At 38.1% G+C, this 18,478-nt stretch carries 20 protein-coding genes; 9 read left to right on the top strand and 11 right to left on the bottom strand.

What is annotated here, in order from left to right:
- Positions 1-673: 673 nt before the first annotated feature.
- Complete coding sequence (locus ABJD71_RS12005; RefSeq protein ID WP_348169348.1) at positions 674-1,939, bottom strand: Y-family DNA polymerase; 1,266 nt, start codon at positions 1,937-1,939, stop codon at positions 674-676.
- A complete protein-coding gene (locus ABJD71_RS12000; RefSeq protein ID WP_348169345.1) occupies positions 1,939-2,343 on the bottom strand; it encodes a S24 family peptidase in 405 nt (134 codons plus the stop codon). Before ABJD71_RS12000 ends, ABJD71_RS12005 begins: the two co-directional genes overlap by 1 nt.
- Positions 2,344-2,973: 630 nt before the next feature.
- On the opposite strand from ABJD71_RS12000, the gene ABJD71_RS11995 reads away from it, so the two are divergent.
- A complete protein-coding gene (locus ABJD71_RS11995) occupies positions 2,974-3,963 on the top strand; it encodes a 2-hydroxyacid dehydrogenase (protein ID WP_348169341.1) in 990 nt (329 codons plus the stop codon).
- A gap of 47 nt (positions 3,964-4,010) precedes the next feature.
- On the opposite strand, the gene ABJD71_RS11990 is transcribed toward ABJD71_RS11995, so the two are convergent.
- Entirely contained in the window at positions 4,011-4,778 is a 768-nt protein-coding gene (locus tag ABJD71_RS11990; protein ID WP_348169338.1) for a helix-turn-helix domain-containing protein, read from the bottom strand.
- A gap of 165 nt (positions 4,779-4,943) precedes the next feature.
- Between ABJD71_RS11990 and ABJD71_RS11985 the strand changes: the two genes are divergently transcribed.
- Together ABJD71_RS11985 and ABJD71_RS11980 are read left to right on the top strand one after the other, a co-directional pair.
- Complete coding sequence (locus ABJD71_RS11985) at positions 4,944-6,113, top strand: PAS domain S-box protein (protein ID WP_348169391.1); 1,170 nt, start codon at positions 4,944-4,946, stop codon at positions 6,111-6,113.
- 12 nt (positions 6,114-6,125) lie between these two features.
- Positions 6,126-6,761: a response regulator gene (locus ABJD71_RS11980; protein WP_348169335.1), complete on the top strand. Its 636-nt coding sequence runs from the start codon at positions 6,126-6,128 to the stop codon at positions 6,759-6,761.
- 15 nt (positions 6,762-6,776) lie between these two features.
- On the opposite strand, the gene ABJD71_RS11975 is transcribed toward ABJD71_RS11980, so the two are convergent.
- From ABJD71_RS11975 to ABJD71_RS11965, 3 genes are all read right to left on the bottom strand, one after another.
- Positions 6,777-7,199: a universal stress protein gene (locus tag ABJD71_RS11975; RefSeq protein ID WP_348169332.1), complete on the bottom strand. Its 423-nt coding sequence runs from the start codon at positions 7,197-7,199 to the stop codon at positions 6,777-6,779.
- 202 nt (positions 7,200-7,401) lie between these two features.
- Positions 7,402-8,469 (bottom strand): patatin-like phospholipase family protein, encoded by a 1,068-nt coding sequence (locus ABJD71_RS11970; RefSeq protein WP_348169329.1) that lies wholly within the window; start codon positions 8,467-8,469, stop codon positions 7,402-7,404.
- 51 nt (positions 8,470-8,520) lie between these two features.
- The gene (locus ABJD71_RS11965; protein ID WP_348169326.1) at positions 8,521-8,904 is read right to left on the bottom strand and encodes a VOC family protein; all 384 of its coding nucleotides are present in this window, start codon (positions 8,902-8,904) and stop codon (positions 8,521-8,523) included.
- 226 nt (positions 8,905-9,130) lie between these two features.
- Between ABJD71_RS11965 and ABJD71_RS11960 the strand changes: the two genes are divergently transcribed.
- The 6 genes from ABJD71_RS11960 to ABJD71_RS11935 all read left to right on the top strand — a co-directional run bounded on the left by ABJD71_RS11960 (position 9,131) and on the right by ABJD71_RS11935 (position 12,427).
- Positions 9,131-9,514, top strand: coding sequence for an ACT domain-containing protein (locus ABJD71_RS11960; RefSeq protein ID WP_348169323.1), 384 nt, complete (start codon positions 9,131-9,133; stop codon positions 9,512-9,514).
- Positions 9,514-10,020, top strand: a complete 507-nt coding sequence (locus tag ABJD71_RS11955; protein WP_348169320.1) for a PTS glucose transporter subunit IIA — start codon at positions 9,514-9,516, stop codon at positions 10,018-10,020. Before ABJD71_RS11960 ends, ABJD71_RS11955 begins: the two co-directional genes overlap by 1 nt.
- A gap of 109 nt (positions 10,021-10,129) precedes the next feature.
- Entirely contained in the window at positions 10,130-10,474 is a 345-nt protein-coding gene (locus ABJD71_RS11950; RefSeq protein ID WP_348169317.1) for an ArsC family reductase, read from the top strand.
- Positions 10,471-11,604: a succinyl-diaminopimelate desuccinylase gene (gene dapE, locus ABJD71_RS11945; protein WP_348169314.1), complete on the top strand. Its 1,134-nt coding sequence runs from the start codon at positions 10,471-10,473 to the stop codon at positions 11,602-11,604. Before ABJD71_RS11950 ends, dapE begins: the two co-directional genes overlap by 4 nt.
- The gene (locus ABJD71_RS11940; protein ID WP_348169311.1) at positions 11,598-12,275 is read left to right on the top strand and encodes a M15 family metallopeptidase; all 678 of its coding nucleotides are present in this window, start codon (positions 11,598-11,600) and stop codon (positions 12,273-12,275) included. The genes dapE and ABJD71_RS11940 overlap by 7 nt, the downstream gene beginning before the upstream one ends.
- A complete protein-coding gene (locus tag ABJD71_RS11935; protein ID WP_348169308.1) occupies positions 12,272-12,427 on the top strand; it encodes a DUF2897 family protein in 156 nt (51 codons plus the stop codon). The genes ABJD71_RS11940 and ABJD71_RS11935 overlap by 4 nt, the downstream gene beginning before the upstream one ends.
- Positions 12,428-12,450: 23 nt before the next feature.
- On the opposite strand, the gene ABJD71_RS11930 is transcribed toward ABJD71_RS11935, so the two are convergent.
- The 5 genes from ABJD71_RS11930 to ABJD71_RS11910 all read right to left on the bottom strand — a co-directional run bounded on the left by ABJD71_RS11930 (position 12,451) and on the right by ABJD71_RS11910 (position 18,290).
- Positions 12,451-12,777 carry a heavy metal-binding domain-containing protein gene (locus ABJD71_RS11930; RefSeq protein ID WP_348169305.1) on the bottom strand — a complete coding sequence of 109 codons (327 nt, stop codon included), beginning with the start codon at positions 12,775-12,777 and terminating at the stop codon, positions 12,451-12,453.
- Positions 12,774-13,196, bottom strand: coding sequence for an HIT family protein (locus ABJD71_RS11925; protein WP_348169302.1), 423 nt, complete (start codon positions 13,194-13,196; stop codon positions 12,774-12,776). The genes ABJD71_RS11930 and ABJD71_RS11925 overlap by 4 nt, the downstream gene beginning before the upstream one ends.
- A 10-nt stretch (positions 13,197-13,206) precedes the next feature.
- On the bottom strand, positions 13,207-14,277 hold the full coding sequence (astE, locus tag ABJD71_RS11920; protein WP_348169299.1) for a succinylglutamate desuccinylase: 1,071 nt from the start codon (positions 14,275-14,277) through the stop codon (positions 13,207-13,209).
- Between the two features lie 118 nt (positions 14,278-14,395).
- Positions 14,396-15,715, bottom strand: coding sequence for a bifunctional diguanylate cyclase/phosphodiesterase (locus ABJD71_RS11915; RefSeq protein ID WP_348169296.1), 1,320 nt, complete (start codon positions 15,713-15,715; stop codon positions 14,396-14,398).
- Positions 15,716-15,809: 94 nt separating this feature from the next.
- Entirely contained in the window at positions 15,810-18,290 is a 2,481-nt protein-coding gene (locus ABJD71_RS11910) for a glycogen/starch/alpha-glucan phosphorylase (protein WP_348169293.1), read from the bottom strand.
- Positions 18,291-18,478 lie beyond the last annotated feature (188 nt).

Here is an 18,478-nt window from a genome sequence, read left to right as displayed (position 1 = left end):
TATATTAGCCAGACCGCACGTTTAAGCCACTTTAGGAATAAACGGAATAATGATTCTGGCAATTAATTTATTTCATCTTTTCATATACTTATTAGCTTTTAAAGGTAAATTTTTTATTAGCGAACCATGTAGAAATCACGAGTCTGGATAAATACAGAATATTATATTTTCACTAAGAGTATTAACTTCAACAAAAACAATGAGATAAAATTAATTGGTCTATTTTCAATTATATTTTTTCACAAATAATAACAGTGAAAAATGGAAAATTATAAAATACGCATTATAACTGTATAAACAAACAGTGTGATAATGAGTGAATTATGTCAGCTTTTATCGAGGCAATTCGAACCAACTTATATAGATACCCAAAATAATAACTTACTTAAATACTTCAGTGTATTTCTATGCCAAGCCCCCCCTAAAAACATGGGTGAATTAGAGGTTGAGCAGTTACCTAGTTATCGAAGCGAGAGTCTCACCAACCACGCAAGTTTATACTCATGTTTTAGGTAAACATAAGTCTGGGGCAATAAGTCCGATGGGTGTGAGGTGAAATATCAAAGGTAATGGTTACTCTGTTTTTGAGAAGGTAAATAAACTATATGACCGCAATTCGCTCATAACCGACCGTCATCATTGATGCGACACTTGGAAAATGTAATCTTGAGTATTAACAAATTATCTTTGGAATATCACTCCACTTTGTTGTGTATTGCGGTGATAAGAACGCTCGTCGCATCGCAAATTTTTGCTCAAACCCTTTAGCTGCGAGATGTACCGTTGAACGGCCATACCGGGCGTTAATGGTATCCATACAATTCATCAGTTTGGTGTTGTCATTCGAGGGTGTGAATAAATCGTATTGAAACAACGTTTCATTGTGTAACTCCATCAAACCCACCCCGCACTTATAATATCGTACGTTACGATTGTATAACTGCGGTATCGCATCGCCAATGACTTTAACTATATTGAGTGTGTCATTAGTGGGTACGGCAAAGTGATGAAAGTAGGACTTCCTGAAATATCCTTCAGTGTCATGTGGTGAACTTGTTGCAAATAAGGTCATACTGCTTGTTAGACTCTTTTGCTTGCGTAACTTTGTTGCCACTACTTCAGCATGGCTAGCTAAGGCACTTCGCAGTTCTTCTAAATCAGTAATTCGCTCTCCAAAACTACGGGTACTATATATTTCTTTTTTAGCCGCACGTACCGTATCCCAATTATGTCGAACTTCGCCATTGAGCTCTCGCACGGTATTTTCGACTAAAATTGAGAACTCTTTTCTAATTTGCGTGGGGTCTCTATTAGCCAACTCCCAAGCGGTATTAACCCCTAACGTATTTAAACGTTTGCCCAAGCGATTACCTATACCCCATACGTCAGTCACGGCCATCTTTGACAATACTTTTTTTTGTACTTCCTTGGTATCAAGTACAGCTACGCCTGTGAACCCCTCTACTTTTTTTGCAGCATGGTTTGCGACTTTAGCTAAAGTAGGTGTTGGGCCTATACCCACGCAGATAGGTAATCGTACTTCTCGCCATACCGCTTTTCTAATCTGCATCCCCAGAGCTTGCCACCCCTTTTGCGGTGCTGAGGATTGTTTGCCGTAATATAAAAAGCACTCATCAATTGAATAGATATTAATATCTGGGGCAAAGCGTGCACAGGTATCCATCATACGTTGGCTTAAATCAGCATATAACTCATAGTTGCTTGAACGTATAACAGCGCAAGCTGCTTCTAGCTCTTTCTTTACTTGAAAGTAAGGTACAAATTTCTTTCCAATTCCCATGCGTTTGGCAATGCCACAGGCGGCGCAAATACAGCCATCGTTGTTTGTTAACACTACGACGGGTTTGTTGCGGATTGATGGGTCGAATACCTTTTCGCAACTGGCATACATGCTGTTCACGTCACACAATGCGTACATTAGAGCTGTTTATTGAAAGGACGGTGTAGTCTGATTGAGCGTGTAACTACACCTTCAATCTGAAACTCGTCTCCCTGACTTAAAAAATAGGGTGATAGGTTCTGACCTGAAGACAATAAACAGCGCCGCACCTTGTCTATTTTCTTGCACACAAAAACACCGTTGAGGTTTGCCACCACCACGTCTTGGTCTTTAATATTTTGAGCTCGGTCAACAATCAATAGATCTCCAGAGAATATACCATCACCCACCATAGATTCTCCTTCGGCCATACCAATGTAAGTAGCTGATGGGTTATCAATAAGTAGCTGGTCTAAATCAAGATTTAGCTGAGTGTATTCTGCCGCAGGAGACTCAAAACCAATGATACCCGCGGATGCTTTAATTGGGATAAACTTCAACATGACTGTAATTATATACAGTATTATTTTATTTGATATTAACTTTTTTATTATTTTTTATGTAGCTTACGAGGGGGTAGCTTCCGGCTCCAGAGTATTAAAGTCAGGATATATAAACGGTGTGGGTAATTGGGTGATTAAGCATCTTTGACTGAGCTCTATAATTCGGCATAAGGGTTAGGATCATGTCACCTATTAAGCCCCCCAATGCTAGTCAAAACTTGGTTGTTGATACTCAGATCAGCAGATGAAGCAGCAAGACGTCACGCCACACGACTGCTCAATAATGCTTTTAGTAATATTGAGTGCCGTTATATGTGTAGAAGACAACAGAGAAAAGATGAGAGCGTAGCGATCTGTTTAATTTCTTAATAAACTCACTCTATTTCTGGGTAGTGGAGCTTATCGATATCACTTTTCAGCTGTAAAACTCAGATAATAACGGTGCCTTTTCAATCGTCCTCAATTAACGTTAAAGACAAGGCTTTTAAATAAGAAAGTATTGACATGGTAGAGGCGATTATTCAAGTCCACTCGGTTGTACCTACCTAATTTCTACCAATGATTTGACCAATATCAATGAGTAAGGAGTATTAACTGATAATCTTGTAAGATAAATAGGTAGACCTTGCCATGAAAATAGCTTTCTATAACACTAAGCAGTATGACAGAACTTACTTTGACCAAGCATTTTTAGGATCTGAGCATGAGGTACATTACCTTTCATGTCACTTAGATAAAGAGTCAGCTAATCTAATTAATGATGAAACTGCGGTATGTGTTTTTATTAACGACACGTTAGATGCAGACGTACTCACTATATTAAAACAACGTGGAGTGAGATTAATTGCACTGCGCTCAGCAGGGTTTAACCACGTAGATTTAGATTGTGCTAGAAGATTAAACCTAGCAGTGGTTAGAGTACCAGCCTACTCTCCTTATTCGATTGCAGAACACGCCGTAGCTTTATTACTTTCTTTAAACCGTGGAATTCACAGGGCCTACAACCGTACCCGAGAAGGTGATTTTTCAATTAGTAATCTAATGGGGTTTGACCTACACAATAAAACTGTAGGGGTAATAGGCACGGGGAAAATAGGGCAAGCATTTATTAAAATCATGCACGGGTTTGGCTGTAAAATATTGGCCCATGACCCTTATCCAAATGAAGAGTGTATAAAACTAGGGGCTAATTATGTCTCTCTAGATGAAATATTTATTCAATCAAATGTTATTTCTTTACATTGCCCTTTAACCTCAGAAACGCAGCATTTAATCAACGAAAACTCCTTAGAAAAAATGCAAGATGGTGTGGCTATTATTAACACTAGCCGCGGAAGATTAGTCGATAGCAAAGCTATGATTCAGGCTCTTAAAAAAAGCAAAGTGGGTTTACTGGGGTTAGATGTTTATGAAGAAGAAGAAACATTATTTTTTGAAGATTTATCAGCTCAGGGAATTCAAGACGATGTACTGGCAAGGCTAACAACCTTTCCCAATGTAATCATCACCAGTCACCAAGGTTTTTTCACTCATGAGGCCATGTCAAATATAGCCAAAACGACCCTGTCCAACATCAATCAATTTGAGCTAGATGGGAGTATTCAAAATGGTGTAGCCTAGACTTGCTTGGCTTCCAAGCCTAGGTAGGAAATGTGGTTAGAACTCCACTAATAAATGACTGAGCTATGATGTGAACTACTTACTTTAACCTTAGGTATATACTGTTTAGCTAAAGAGTTATCTCCATTTACGCAATCATGTAAACACTGCATATCCCGTATCGTTATTCTACGTTTGTTAACGTTTATGGTTTGTTCTTTTTGTCGTTGTGTTAATTGTCGGCTTACGGTTTCAACGGCCATACCTAAGTAGTTAGCGATATCTACACGGCTCATACTTAAATCAAAGGTGTGGCTCGATAGGCCGCGGCTTTCAAATTTTTCAGATAAATTAAGTAAAAATGACGCAAATTTTTGACTGGCATTCATACAATGAGAATTAAGAATAAACTTGTCATCAACATTTAGAGCTTCGCTCATACCTTGTAGTAATTTAAATCTGATACTGGATGACTTTGCCATAGCGTTATCTAACTCATTATAGGCAATACGGCATACACTGCTGGTTTCTAAAAACTTCAGGGTCTGACTATGCACGCCTTTCTCAAACCCATCTAGTCCAAGTAAATCACCAGGAAAGTAAAAGCCAGTGATTTGTTCTTGCCCTGTATCGGATATAAGCGAAGACTTAACAGAGCCAGAACGCAATATATAGATAGCGTCAAAGTTTTCACCCGCACGAAACAAGGCATCCGATTTGTGATAAATTTTATGGGATCTAACCTTTGATACAGATTTAGCTGTTTTATCTAAACACATACCTGACATAGCGCAATTCTGACACAAGGAAGACTGTTGGGAAACGTAGTGAGACATTTTACACTCCTTACTTATTTGTAGTAAATTGGCTCACCTTGATGCAGATCAGCCTTGAGATAAATACTATCTGTAAGCTTAATATTGATATATTCGTTATTCTGCGTAATTAATTTCGGTTTATACCTAGTTTGTGGCTATTTAGGAGAGTGTTAGTTGACAAAAATGGAAAGTAGCACATATAAACCCAACCCTCTTGATACCAATGCACAATTTTTAGCATTACTCGATGCCGCTGTTGACGCTATGATAGTTATCGATCATATCGGCCAAATAGAAGTATTCAATCATGCGGCTGAAAGAATGTTTGGATACAAAGCTAAGGATGTAATAGGGTCGAATGTACGCATTTTAATGCCACAACCCTACCAAGATGCCCACGATGGTTATTTGCAGCACTTTAACGAAACCAAGCAAGCTAAAATAATTGGAATTGGCCGTGAGGTAAAAGCACAAAAGTCGAACGGAGAAATATTCCCAATTGAGCTCTCAGTAGGCGAAGTTAAAAAATCTAGTCATACGCAATTCGTAGGTATAATTCGTGACATCAGCGACCGTATAAAGGTGCAAGCAGATTTAAATGAAAGCCGTGAACGGTTAGCCCAATTTACTAGGTTAAGCACTATGGGTGAAATGGCTGCTGGCATTGCCCATGAAATTAACCAACCTCTTACAGCTATTACTAGTTACTCGCAAGCATGCCGCAATTTTTTAGAACAGTATCAACCAGAGTCCGAAGACCCATCATTAATAAAAGTTAAAGCTGCATTAGACAAAATTAGTGCGCAAACACACCGCGCTAGCGAAGTTATAAGCCGTCTTAGAAATTTTGTTAAAAAGGGACAGGTTATTCGCACTACGGTTAACTTAAGCTCCTTAATACAAAACACCTTGAGCTTAGCAGAGATAGATACCAGAATTCTCGACCATGGTATTGAATTAAAGCTATCCAATGACCCTCGCCCTATGGTAAATATTGACGATATTCAAATTCAACAAGTATTATTTAATTTAATAAACAACGCCATAGACTCTCTTCAAAACCGCCCTTCTGAGCCTATTCAGATCAGCACTCATTGGGTAGCCCCCAAAAATATTGAAGTATCAGTGAAAGACTTGGGGGTCGGCATAAGCAAAGAACAAGAAGCATCATTATTTTTACCCTTTTTCACCACTAAAGCATCTGGAATGGGGGTAGGTTTGTCTATTAGCCAAACAATTATTGAAGCCCACGGGGGCAAACTCACTTATCATAAAGGTGAACCATCCGGCAGTATATTTACCTTTACCTTACCCGCTACTGGTGCCAAAACTTTGCCTCACATTGAAAAATAGTAATACAAAAATATGACGACTAACCCACAAGGCTCGACTGATTCGTTAGTTCACTTAATTGACGATGACGAAGCTGTGCTAGACTCCATCAGTTTATTGTTAGATTCAATGTCAATTGCTAACAAAACCTACCCTAATGCTATTGCATTTTTAGACGCTTATACTACCGAAAACTTTGCCACTTTATCTGGATGCATTGTGTTAGATATAAGGATGCCAGGGATGAGTGGTATGGAGTGTCAGCAAAAACTAAAAGCCCTCGATTGTAATTTACCTATTGTCTTTTTATCCGGTCACGGTGATGTGCCATTAGCCGTAGAGGCAATGAAACAAGGCGCGGTAGAATTCATTCAAAAACCATTTCGAGAACAAGCCTTGTTAGACTGCATTCAACATGTGTTGGCGACTAACCAAGCAGAGCAAAGCCAAGCAATACAACAGCTTGAAATTCAAAAACGAGCAGACACTTTAACTAAAAGAGAAAAACAAATAATGGAAAAAGTAATTGCAGGTCAAGCCAACAAGCTTATCGCCAATGAACTAAGCCTTAGCCAACGCACAATAGAAATTCACCGCGCCAATGTCATGGAAAAAATGCAAGCAAAATCATTAGCAGAGCTTGTGATTATGGGGTTATCTTGCCAATAACGTTAGTGTTGAGCTTTATATTTTGACAGCCAAAACATCACATTTAGCACCATGCAGTACTGCATTCGCTGTAGAGCCAAGCAATAACTTTAACCCACTCTTGCCATGGGTACCTACAACAATTAGGTCAGCTTGTATTCTTTCAGCTAAACCATGGATCTCATCAGCTGGATCGCCGATAGGTGCTACCACTTGACCTTCAGGGATACCATGTTTCTTAGCGAGCGTTACCAATGCATCTTGTGCATTTTTCTGATTGTCACTTATAAAGTCTGTTCCTAAGGAATATCCATAAGATTCAAAATATAACTGCGGTAACGTAGCGTAAATCAGGACTAAATCTTCGGGGCTGCTAGCTAGTTTTTTAGCTCGTTCTAGTACTTTTTGATGTTCAGAGAAAATATCTATCGCAACAATAATTTTTTGATAATTATCCATACAAGCATACCTTTATGTTGATTCTATTCAGTTAAAACGACTGACATACAAGGGCAACCTTTACATCGAGTAGTTTAATCATTTGTATATAGATTATTAAAGAGTATTGAGGAAAATGTGTATTGATCCACATCAAAATAACGACAGTCACTAAAAAATAGCGAATGTTCCACTAGGTTCTCATTCATTGAAAAATGTGGCTTTAGAGAAACTCAAAGGGTTTTACATGTTCAATTATTGTTTGCGAGTCATATAGCTTCGCAAATTCTTGACCTAATTGATTACTTTGATTGATTACCGACTCCCAATAACGAATACGTTGCTCTGCAGGCATGGTTTCAAAGTCTTTTCTGTCGGGTATTTTGGCGTATGGTAACTGGCTTATAAACTCTTCAGATGGCACTAACATCACCACATCATCGTAACTTGTGCTATGAGGTAAACGTTTTTTCAAAGACTTATCAAACCATCCTGGTATTGGGCGTCTATTAAAGTGTGGATAAAGCACTAACCCCTTTTGTGGCCCAAAGCGGAGGTCAAAATGATAGTCAATAATTCCCCCATCTCGGTACATCCCTTTTGGGGCCCCTTGAATATCTTGCACGCCTTCAATAATTAGTGGAATAGAGCCTGAAGCCATCAATGCTTGTGCTAAATTGTCAGATGATAACAGTATCGAATAAGATGGCATACCATAGGGATCTGAAATAGCTAACTCGCTGTCGGGTACGGAAAACACATAGCGCTGATAAAATTTATTTAGCCAGCGGCGCTTTATTGCATTTGCACCAGCACTAGCAATCAAACCCGTTAATTGTATGGGTTTAGATTCAAACTGCGTCAGCCCCTTACATTTAGCCACAACAAAGTGAGCTTTAACAACTGGGTTATTGATAATTTCTTGTATGCCAGTATCACCTAAAACGTAATCAAGCAGAGCAGTACCTTTATCAGTGATCTCTTTGGCTGTAGGTTTATCTGAGTAGGTTGTCGTGGAGTAACGCTGCGCTAAGCGATTGATAGCTGAGACAGGATCTTTTTGTGCGAAACAAGCAAATCTAAACGCACCAGCCGAAGAACCAATAATGTCTAAAGGCTTGGTTCGTCCTTTAAAAAAGTCAGAAAAAATATAACGATCTAACCCAGCTAAAACAAACCATTTAGGTCCACCAGACGCACCAAGCATATAGTCAAATAAACCGGGATGAAAGCCTTCACGTGTGATCCTATTCAAGGCATTTTTGCCCGCATAAATATTTAATAAGCTCATTTATCAACAACTTCCACTTTAATAATGTGCATAACTATATCTTTAATAAACCTAACCTTGCTCATCATAAATGACACAGACCGCACCTGCGGGATCTTCAATAACGGCGTAGTTGCTAATGTCACTTAGTTTTTTCACCTCAGTTAATGCTTTGCCGCCTTGTATAGTAACTTGTTTTAGTGATTCATCTAAATTCGCAACTTTTACATACATTAACCATTGTGCTGGCAACCCAGCGTTTGGGCCTTTAGCATGACAAATCCCCGCCACACCACTATCATCGCTTGGTGTTTGCATAACATAGTCATCGTAGTCTCCCATGCTAATAGGTAATGATCGCCACCCTACTACAGATCGATAAAAGCTAGCTACATTTGATGCATTATCAACCGTTAGATCCCGCCATGTAATACTGCCAACTTCAGCTTTACTCATACTATATCTCCTGTTTATAGAAACAAACGCTGTAAAATACAGCATTCGTTTTATTATCGAGTATTTTACAACCAGTAGTAATTTTCCTATATATATCAGCTTATTAAACACTATATAAACAGTACTCAACAGACTTATCCACAGATTACGTGGATAAAGCCAACTTGACATGACAACTACTGACTGGTTTCCTAAGGTTATAAATAAACTTACCATTTAAATTTATATGCCTAAACAAACCCTTGCGATCTTATCAGAGATCTTTGTAATACATAGTTTGCCAGATAATGCAGCTATTCCCCCCGAAGTATTTAAAGCCCCTGTCTATTTTATTGGTAAAACCAATGAAGAGTTATCCCTTGTTGTGCCCAATTCTATTACTATTGATAGTGATGACAAAGACAGTGACTGGAAAGCTCTAGAAGTCCTAGGCCCATTAAATTTAAGTATGGTAGGTATCATGTCACAAATTGGCGGAGTATTAGCTGCAGCAAAAGTCAGCATTTTTGTTCTATCTACCTTTGAAACAGATTTCTTTTTAGTCAAGCAGAAAGATCTAGAAACAGCATGTAATGCACTAACTGAAAATGGATATAAAGTTCAAAAGTAATGGGATTATTTAACCGTTTAGTTACACCAGACAATATCCCCGCTAATTCTAAGACCTTTGACATCTTAAGCCCTATAAATGGCAAGGTTGTGAGCCTAGACAGTGTACCTGAACCTATTTATACACAGCGCTTATTTGGGGAAGGAGTGGCTATTGAGCCATCTGGCTATCAAGTGTTTGCTCCATTTTCAGGGAAAATGCTTTATTTTCCTGAATTAGCCTGTCAAATGCGTATTAAGGCCAAGAATGGCTTACACCTTCAAATTCAACTAGGAATGGATTCACACTTGATGATGGCTGAGGGATTTAAACGATTGGTAAAAGTAGGAGAGTCATTTGAACAAGGTCAAGTTATTGCTGAATTTGCTATTCACAAAATGAAAAACACGTTAACGAGTACCTTGTGTCCTGTTACCATATTGAATAGTGAAAAGGTAAAAGGCGTACACGCTTTCTATTATTCAGTGAGAGCAAAAGAAGACAAAATCATGAGTGTATATTTCTAAACACATTTATTAATATATCTATAATTAAAATGGTCATTACAACATCTTTACCTACCTCCCCTTTTGTAGCTATAGTTCCTCTTCAAACGATTTAACCAATTAGGAAACCATGACCACACTATTTGGCATAAAGAATTGCGACACGATAAAAAAAGCCAGAGCTTGGCTAACTGAACAAGAGATAGAATTTACTTTTCACGATTACAGAAAAGACGGGCTAGAGTTACAGTGGCTCCAACAAGCCGAACAAAACCTAGGCTGGGAACAAATGCTCAATAAACGTGGCACGACCTTCAGGCAGCTCAGTGATGAACAAAAACAAAATATAGATAAAGAAAGTGCAATGGCACTCATGCTTAAACATGAAGCCATGATCAAGCGCCCTATTTTGATACATAATGATAACTATTTTATTGGCTTTAAAGCCGACCAATACTCAGAGGTATTTGCATGAGTCGCAACGTGTTAGATGTAACTAAAAACCTAATAAACCGTCAATCCGTTACCCCAGAAGATGCTGGATGTCAGGATTTAATGGCAAGTATTTTAAAGCCATTAGGCTTTGAAATTGAAGATTTAACATTTGCAGATACTAAAAACATTTGGGCTAGAAAAGGCACGGAGTCTCCTGTGTTTTGCTTTGCGGGTCATACAGATGTAGTCCCATCTGGTCCAGCAGAAAACTGGCAAACGCCACCATTTGAAGCTACAGAAAAAGATGGATATTTGCATGGTCGTGGCGCAGCCGATATGAAGGGCAGTTTAGCAGCGATGTTAGTAGCCACTGAAAACTTCGTGAAAAATACCCCTGATCACAAAGGCTCCATTGCTTTTTTGATCACGAGTGATGAAGAAGGCCCATTTATTAACGGTACTACTAAAGTTATTGACACGTTAGAAGCAAGAAATGAAAAAATAACATGGTGTCTTGTGGGTGAACCATCTAGTACCGATGAAGTTGGGGATGTTGTAAAGAATGGCCGCAGAGGTTCGCTAACAGGCGATTTAGTCGTAAATGGGATCCAAGGCCACGTCGCCTACCCTCACCTCGCTAAAAACCCCATTCATGACTCAGCACTTGCTTTCGCAGAGTTAGCTAACACCCAATGGGACAGTGGCAATGATTCTTTTCCTCCCACTAGCTTTCAAATTTCTAATATTAATGGCGGAACCGGCGCAGGTAATGTGATCCCAGGCTCACTAAATGTCTGTTTTAACTTCCGTTTTTCGACTGAAGTAACTGATCAGGAGTTAATCGGTAAGGTTACTCATGTTCTAGACGCCCATAAATTAGACTACAAAATTGATTGGACCTTCAATGGTCAGCCATTTTTAACAGACTCAGGTGATTTAGTTGAAGCCACTCAGCAAGCTATCAAACACTGTACTGGTAAAGACACAGTACTATCAACAGCAGGTGGAACATCTGATGGACGTTTTATTGCTCCCACAGGCGCGCAAGTAATAGAGCTTGGGCCTGTCAACGCCACCATTCATAAAATTGATGAGTGTGTAAAAATGTCCGATTTAGAAACATTAGCTGACATCTACGAAGATATACTAAAACGGTTACTCGCTTGCTAACAAATGCACAAATACTGGGTAAAGACGAAAGCCAACTTGTCGAGTTAGACAATGGCTTTCTGCTTTTACCAAAAGTCGCCAATGCATTTGAAGCCATGCAACTTGCAGCTAAAAAAGACAAGGTTGATATTCAAATAGCCAGTAGTTATCGTAGTTTTGAAAGACAAAATTTCATCTGGGGCAATAAGTGGTTGGGTAAAACTCAGTTGCGCGATGCAAACGAAACGCCCCTTGATGCTACTCAATTAGATGATTGGGAAAAAGCCCAGACAATTCTAACTTGGTCTGCTTTACCTGGTGCAAGCCGTCATCATTGGGGCACAGATTTAGATGTTTACGACAAAACCAAAATTGAGGCATCTGGTGCTGCTCTGGAGCTAATTTGCAGTGAATATGATGAAAATGGTCCATGTTATGAACTCAACAAATGGCTGGGAAGTTACGCAGCTGATTTTGGTTTTATAAGACCCTACTCTACATTCAAGGGTGGTATAGCAAGAGAGCCTTGGCACTTAAGCTATGAAGAGCTATCAAATAGTATTATTACCCAGTTAACGCCACAAACTCTGCTGACAGCGCTAACCGACTCAGATGTTTTGGGCATTCAATGCATCACTGAAAATATGCCAGAAATATATTCTCGCTTCGTATTAAACAGAGGAAAATTATGAATATTTGGATAATTGGTGCCATCATTACTTTGGTACTTGGTGTAATCATAGGCAACATTTTGCTGCTAAAACAAAGTGCTAATCAAGAGCTATCCAAACCTACCAAGGACAACAACGAGTCTTATGATAGGTTTGAAGACAAAGATGACTAACTTTAGTTTTTACATGGCTGAAATTATTGATCTGAGTATCGTACGGCTGTACCGCTAATACTAACCATCAACATGGTGCCCCCCTTACCTACTACTTCATAATCAATGTCTATGCCGATTACCGCATTGGCACCAATCGAGCGAGCTTCACTCTCTAGCTCTTGAAACCCAATTTTACGGGCCTTAGTCAGCTCATCTTCATATGCCCCAGAGCGCCCACCAACAATATCTCTTATTGATGCAAAGATATCCTTAAACAGGTTCGCCCCCATAACTGCTTCACCTACCACTATCCCTAAATATTGTTCAATTTTTTTACCTTCAAGGCTATGTGTTGTTGTTACTATCATTGTTTAGCTCCTTTATTTAAGGCTTCTTGTATTAACACGATACGTTTGTTTAGTTCACTTTGAACATAAGGTTTGGCTGGAAATTGCCCCCAAATTGGTTTTGGCCAACTAACATCGTCTTTAAAACGAGCGATATGATGTAAATGGAGTTGCGGCACCATATTACCCAATGCAGCTAAATTCAACTTATCAGGTGTAAACAAGTGTGTAATAACCTGACTAACCATCGCAGATTCACTCCATAAAACTTGCTGCTCCTGACTAGATAACTCAATTACTTCACATATATTTGCTACTTTAGGTACCAAAATTAACCATGGGTAATTCATGTCATTAATTAAACGTACCGTGCACAAAGGCAAATCAGTTATCCACATACTATCTTTCTCTAATTGTGGATCTAATACAAATTCAACCATAAAAATGCCCTTAAATTGTTGTCGGTATAACTGTTAATATTGCTCGCTGACCAATTTCTACGTCTGCATTGGGGAATACTATTGCTTCGCCTTCGTGCTCTGCCCTGTATATTGCACCACTTTCAGTGGCCAATACCTCACCTCTTGCAAAGTCACTGAAATTAGGCATGTCGTCTGCGAAGTTCAGAACAAAATCTGCTTGCAGTTTGTTAATCACTTGATTCACTTTGTAAATTAAAAAATCTGCTTGATTATAGGGTTTGAGTGCTAAATTGTTACCACACACCATTTTAGTTAGAGTTTCGATAACGTCTTGAAAGTCCGACATTTTGTTTTCGCCAAAGGGATTAACCTTACCCAATTCCACAGTAAATGCATGTGCGTCAAACTCATTGGCTGAATAGTAACTAAAAGTAGTGGTTGGATTACCCGATAATAAAATGGTATTCACCCCACAAGCTAATAATATTTGTAGCTGCTCTTTATCCCAAGGTTTATCATTTTGAAATGGATAAACTGCAAACTTGTGATTTTTAGAGGGACGAATAGCGGTATGTAAATCATAATGATACCGGCTACATTGCTGCTTATTATTACGGCCGCAATAAAATTTCTTTACTGCAAGCTCTAACTGATTTGCTCGATGTCTTTCACCATTAACTCGTTGATCTACATTGATGTTTTGATGTTCACCACTAAATAATCGGTTCATATTTTCAGTCACAAAGCGCTGTTCGATATCCATAGCTGGTAAATTCCCAAAAATAACCAGAACCCTTTGTTTGACAATCAACTTTTCACTTAAAATATCACTGACTAAGTCATCACAAATCTCAATCGGTGCAGTTTCATTTCCATGTATCCCACACGATAACACTATGTCCTTATCTGTTACATTTTCTGGCTCAAAGCATATTATACCCTCTGCAATAATCTTCACCTTGGTATGCTGAGACAACATAAAATGGACTGGCTTCGAAAATAGTTGAGGGTCCTGTCGAGAAAGTTGCAAAAAGCAACCGTTTTCCTTAAGTCTTTGAATGGTGTTAGCGCTAAGTGTTTTTGTTTCGATTTGGTTCATTGTTAGAGAATATTCATGAATTTGACATTAAAAATCCATAATACGCTATGCAAGATCTTAACTCGATACATAAAAGGCGTTACCAGATAAGACACATATATTTAATATAGATATATCATCAGTTAGCACTTAATGTTTGTTCTCTTACATAAGATGTACCTACGGTTATATCTTTACTAGCAAGTTCTTCAAAATGCTTTAATGACACCGCTTTAGAAAATAGAAACCCTTGTCCAGAATCTATCCCCAATTCCCTTAAAATATGTAGATGTTGAATATTTTCAATTCCTTCAGCAACTAACTCACAATTCGCTGCTTTAGCAATTATTTGACTAGCTTCAACGATGGCCTTACTTACTGGGTTCTTATCTATTTCCATAACAAATGATTTGTCAATTTTAATACAGTCAACCTCGATATCTCGCAAATAAGCTAAATTAGAGTACCCTTTTCCAAAATCATCAATGGCGATACTAACGCCTAACAGCCTTATATCTGACAGTTGCCTTTTCACTAAAACTGAATTAGATAAAGCAACATCTTCAGTTAATTCAAGCTCTAACAGCGACAAATTAAAATTATACTGTTGTGCTAATGCCGTAAGGGTTGAAACAAAATTCAAATCATATAATTGGGTTGGAGACATATTTACCGAAAGCTTTATTGACAAACCGACTTTCGATAAATAGACAGAAGCCTTAATTGACTCTTCTAGTGTCCAGTAGCCAAGTTCATTCATCATATTATAGGACTCAGCGGCTTCAATTAACGCTCCTGGAAACAATAAACCATCCAATGGATGATTCCAACGTAACAAACACTCTGCACCAACAATTGCGAGTGAATTAAGTTCAATTTTTGGCTGAAAGTAAATTTCAAGCTCATGATTATTTAAGGCGCGCTTTAAATCTGCTTTTAATGTTAAAGAGCGTCCACCTTCTTCATTTTTAAATTCATGAGTATATTGAAAGTTATCGAATTTATTACTTTTGGCGTGTTTTAAGGCGATTTCAGCCAAAGAGAAAAAGGCACTGACATTAGTATTATTTTTAGGGTTTGCCGTTGCGCCGACTTTAAAATCAACAATAAAGGCATGTTCATTACACTGTATTGGAGTTTTAAAATGCTCAATTAAATGCGTATAAAACTGATACAGATCTCGTCTATGATGGATACCAGAAACCACTATGCCAAAAATATCACCACTTATTCGTCCAAATATGACAGTGTCACCAAAGAGATATAAAATCCGGTTGGCGATTTCGAGTAATATCTGATCGCCAAATTCATATCCAAAGTTACTACTCACATCTGAGAAACGAACAACATCAATCAATAGTAATGATTGATTTGAATCAAATAACAAGGTCTCTTCAATATCGTCTAATAGTGCATATCGATTTGGTATTGCATTAAGAGAGTCGAATGTTTTCTGCATTAAATACTATTACTCAATTAGAACGAATTAAAATAATCACTAAGATGGCTCATCGAAAGCCGGTACATTTAGATTGCAAATCTCCAATGGAAACTTAATCTAATTCGACATCACAGGGTGTTAACTTCCAAATTTTATCCACATAATCTTTTACAGATCTGTCCGAGGTGAACTTTCCCATACGTGCTGTATTTTGTATTGCCATTCTTGCCCATTTATCTTTATCGCCAAATACAGCATCAACTTTAATTTGCGCATTACAATATGACTCATAATCAGCAAGAACTTTATAGGGGTCCCCACCATCTAGTAAAGTATTTTTAAAGAAAGATAACCCACCGGGTTTGTCTGGAGTAAAATAATCAGAGTCTAACCAATCTAATACAGTTTTTAATTCGTTGTTATTTTCATAATACTGAACAGGATTATATCCTTTGGTATCTAATTCTTTTACTTGCTCAACGGTTAAGCCAAAAATGAAAATATTATCTGCCCCTACTTCCTCTGCTATCTCGATATTCGCTCCATCTAAGGTACCAATAGTTAGCGCCCCATTTAACGATAACTTCATATTTCCAGTACCAGATGCTTCTGTTCCTGCAGTCGAAATTTGTTCAGATACATCTGCAGCAGGTATAATTTTTTCAGCCAAACTGACACGGTAATTTGGCAAAAACACAATTTTGATTTTATTATTTATTCGACCATCGTTATTAATTTTTTTAGCAACTTGATTAATTGCATAAATAATGTCTTTTGCTAATTTGTACCCAGGAGCGGCTTTTGCGCCAAAAATAAAGACTCTGGGATGCATTTCATATTCAGGATTTTCCAATAACCTATGGTACAGAGTTAAAATATGCAGCAAGTTTAAATGCTGACGTTTATATTCGTGTAAACGTTTAATTTGCACATCAAATATAGCGTTAGGATCAACGTCAATCCCTGTTAAATCAAAAATTTCCTTTGTTAATATGACTTTATTTTCAAACTTAATTTTCATAAATTGTTTTTGAAATCGTTTATTTTTTGAAAATTCAGTTAACTCTCCAAGTTTATTTAAATGTAGCGGCCAATCATTTCCAATACTTTTGTCTATTAACGTTGATAGTTTGGGATTACAAGCCTTCAACCACCTGCGAGGGGTTATACCATTAGTGACATTAGTAAGCTTAGTTGTCCATAATTCATCAAACTCAGGAAAAAGGTTTTTCTTAACTAAAGCCGAGTGAATTTCTGCCACACCATTAACAGCGAAAGAACCAATTACTGATAAATTCCCCATACGTACCATTTTATCGCGACCTTCTTCTATCACAGATAATTTTCGTTTTTTAGCATCATCACCAGGCCATAAATTTTCCACTTCTATCATAAAGTGGTGATTTATTTCATAGATGATTTCTAGGTGGCGAGGCAGGATTTTTTCAATCATTTTAACAGGCCATTTTTCAAGGGCTTCAGGTAGCAAAGTATGGTTTGTATAAGCAAAGGTTTTTGTACAAATCTCCCAAGCTGTATTCCAATCGAGTTGAGCACGATCCACCAAAATACGCATTAGCTCTGGGATTGCTATTGCTGGGTGGGTATCATTAAGTTGAATAACAACTTGGCTCGAAAAACGTTTCCAGTCGTCTCCATTCGCGCGTTTATACCGACGAATAATGTCCTTTATAGAACATGCACTAAAAAAGTACTGTTGAATTAAGCGTAGCTGTTTTCCAGCTTCAGTTTCGTCATTGGGGTATAGGACCTTCGATATAGTTTCAGCTTGTACTCTTTCTTTCTGCGCATCTACATATCCACCAGCATTAAACACATCCCAATTAAAGTATTGAGATGCCTGGCTTTGCCATAATCTGAGTACATTTACTGTATTGCCACCATAGCCAACAATTGGTATGTCCCAAGGTAGGCCTTTAACGATAAAATTTGGGTGCCACTCTTTTTCAATTTTACCATCGACATCGTATTTGGTTTCAACATAACCGCCTAATGACACCTCTTGAATAGACTCAGGCCGACATATCTCCCATGGGTTTCCATAATCTCGCCAGCTATCAGGACGCTCTATTTGATGACCATTAATTATTTCTTGGCGAAACAACCCATTTTCGTAATGCAACCCATAACCAACAGCAGGGAAATCTAAGGTCGCTAAGGAATCCATAAAGCACGCAGCTAAACGCCCTAACCCACCATTGCCAAGGGCCATATCAGACTCTTCTTCCATGATGTCTGTAATGTTAACTCCTAACTCTCTCAGTGCCATATCAGTACATTCAAACAGCCCAAGGTTATGCAGATTGTTGGACATTAGACGCCCCATTAAAAACTCAGCAGAAAAGTAATGAACGGCACGAGTATCGTTTAAGTAATGGCTTTTTTGAGTTTTACGTAGTTGTTCTAAGACTTGCTCTTGAACTGCAGCACAGGTTGCTTTCCACCACGCATGATTATTAGCTTTGTTTTCGTCTGTGCCAAGCGAGCAATGAAGGTGACGTACAATGGCATCTTTAATGGTTTTCTTACTAGTATGGGTGATTTTGATTGGCTTTTTAGGCTTTGTTAACATTTTCTACCTCATTAAAAAATAGGCAATTTCATCTCGTTTGCTAAATAACCTCACTCTAGTTCAGATAAGGTCAGTAAAGGATAAAAATTCAATAACCTAGTTTTAACAGGAATTTTGAAGAATATATATTAAAAAAATGTTAATAACGTAAACCGCACTTAATGAATGGTCACCAAGCGCGGTCTTTC

The organism is Paraglaciecola sp., from assembly GCF_039943935.1.
GTDB lineage: Bacteria > Pseudomonadota > Gammaproteobacteria > Enterobacterales > Alteromonadaceae > Paraglaciecola.
The sequence above is the reverse complement of the archived record's forward strand: the minus strand, read 5'-3'. Positions and strand labels throughout refer to the sequence as shown.

Coding starts and splice junctions, on each gene's coding strand:
- ABJD71_RS12005 (WP_348169348.1), bottom strand. CDS start 1,939: ATGTACGCATTGTGTGACGTGAACAGCATGTATGCCAGTTGCGAAAAG.
- ABJD71_RS12000 (WP_348169345.1), bottom strand. CDS start 2,343: ATGTTGAAGTTTATCCCAATTAAAGCATCCGCGGGTATCATTGGTTTT.
- ABJD71_RS11995 (WP_348169341.1), top strand. CDS start 2,974: ATGAAAATAGCTTTCTATAACACTAAGCAGTATGACAGAACTTACTTT.
- ABJD71_RS11990 (WP_348169338.1), bottom strand. CDS start 4,778: ATGTCTCACTACGTTTCCCAACAGTCTTCCTTGTGTCAGAATTGCGCT.
- ABJD71_RS11985 (WP_348169391.1), top strand. CDS start 4,944: ATGGAAAGTAGCACATATAAACCCAACCCTCTTGATACCAATGCACAA.
- ABJD71_RS11980 (WP_348169335.1), top strand. CDS start 6,126: ATGACGACTAACCCACAAGGCTCGACTGATTCGTTAGTTCACTTAATT.
- ABJD71_RS11975 (WP_348169332.1), bottom strand. CDS start 7,199: ATGGATAATTATCAAAAAATTATTGTTGCGATAGATATTTTCTCTGAA.
- ABJD71_RS11970 (WP_348169329.1), bottom strand. CDS start 8,469: ATGAGCTTATTAAATATTTATGCGGGCAAAAATGCCTTGAATAGGATC.
- ABJD71_RS11965 (WP_348169326.1), bottom strand. CDS start 8,904: ATGAGTAAAGCTGAAGTTGGCAGTATTACATGGCGGGATCTAACGGTT.
- ABJD71_RS11960 (WP_348169323.1), top strand. CDS start 9,131: ATGCCTAAACAAACCCTTGCGATCTTATCAGAGATCTTTGTAATACAT.
- ABJD71_RS11955 (WP_348169320.1), top strand. CDS start 9,514: ATGGGATTATTTAACCGTTTAGTTACACCAGACAATATCCCCGCTAAT.
- ABJD71_RS11950 (WP_348169317.1), top strand. CDS start 10,130: ATGACCACACTATTTGGCATAAAGAATTGCGACACGATAAAAAAAGCC.
- dapE (WP_348169314.1), top strand. CDS start 10,471: ATGAGTCGCAACGTGTTAGATGTAACTAAAAACCTAATAAACCGTCAA.
- ABJD71_RS11935 (WP_348169308.1), top strand. CDS start 12,272: ATGAATATTTGGATAATTGGTGCCATCATTACTTTGGTACTTGGTGTA.
- ABJD71_RS11930 (WP_348169305.1), bottom strand. CDS start 12,777: ATGATAGTAACAACAACACATAGCCTTGAAGGTAAAAAAATTGAACAA.
- ABJD71_RS11925 (WP_348169302.1), bottom strand. CDS start 13,196: ATGGTTGAATTTGTATTAGATCCACAATTAGAGAAAGATAGTATGTGG.
- astE (WP_348169299.1), bottom strand. CDS start 14,277: ATGAACCAAATCGAAACAAAAACACTTAGCGCTAACACCATTCAAAGA.
- ABJD71_RS11915 (WP_348169296.1), bottom strand. CDS start 15,715: ATGCAGAAAACATTCGACTCTCTTAATGCAATACCAAATCGATATGCA.
- ABJD71_RS11910 (WP_348169293.1), bottom strand. CDS start 18,290: ATGTTAACAAAGCCTAAAAAGCCAATCAAAATCACCCATACTAGTAAG.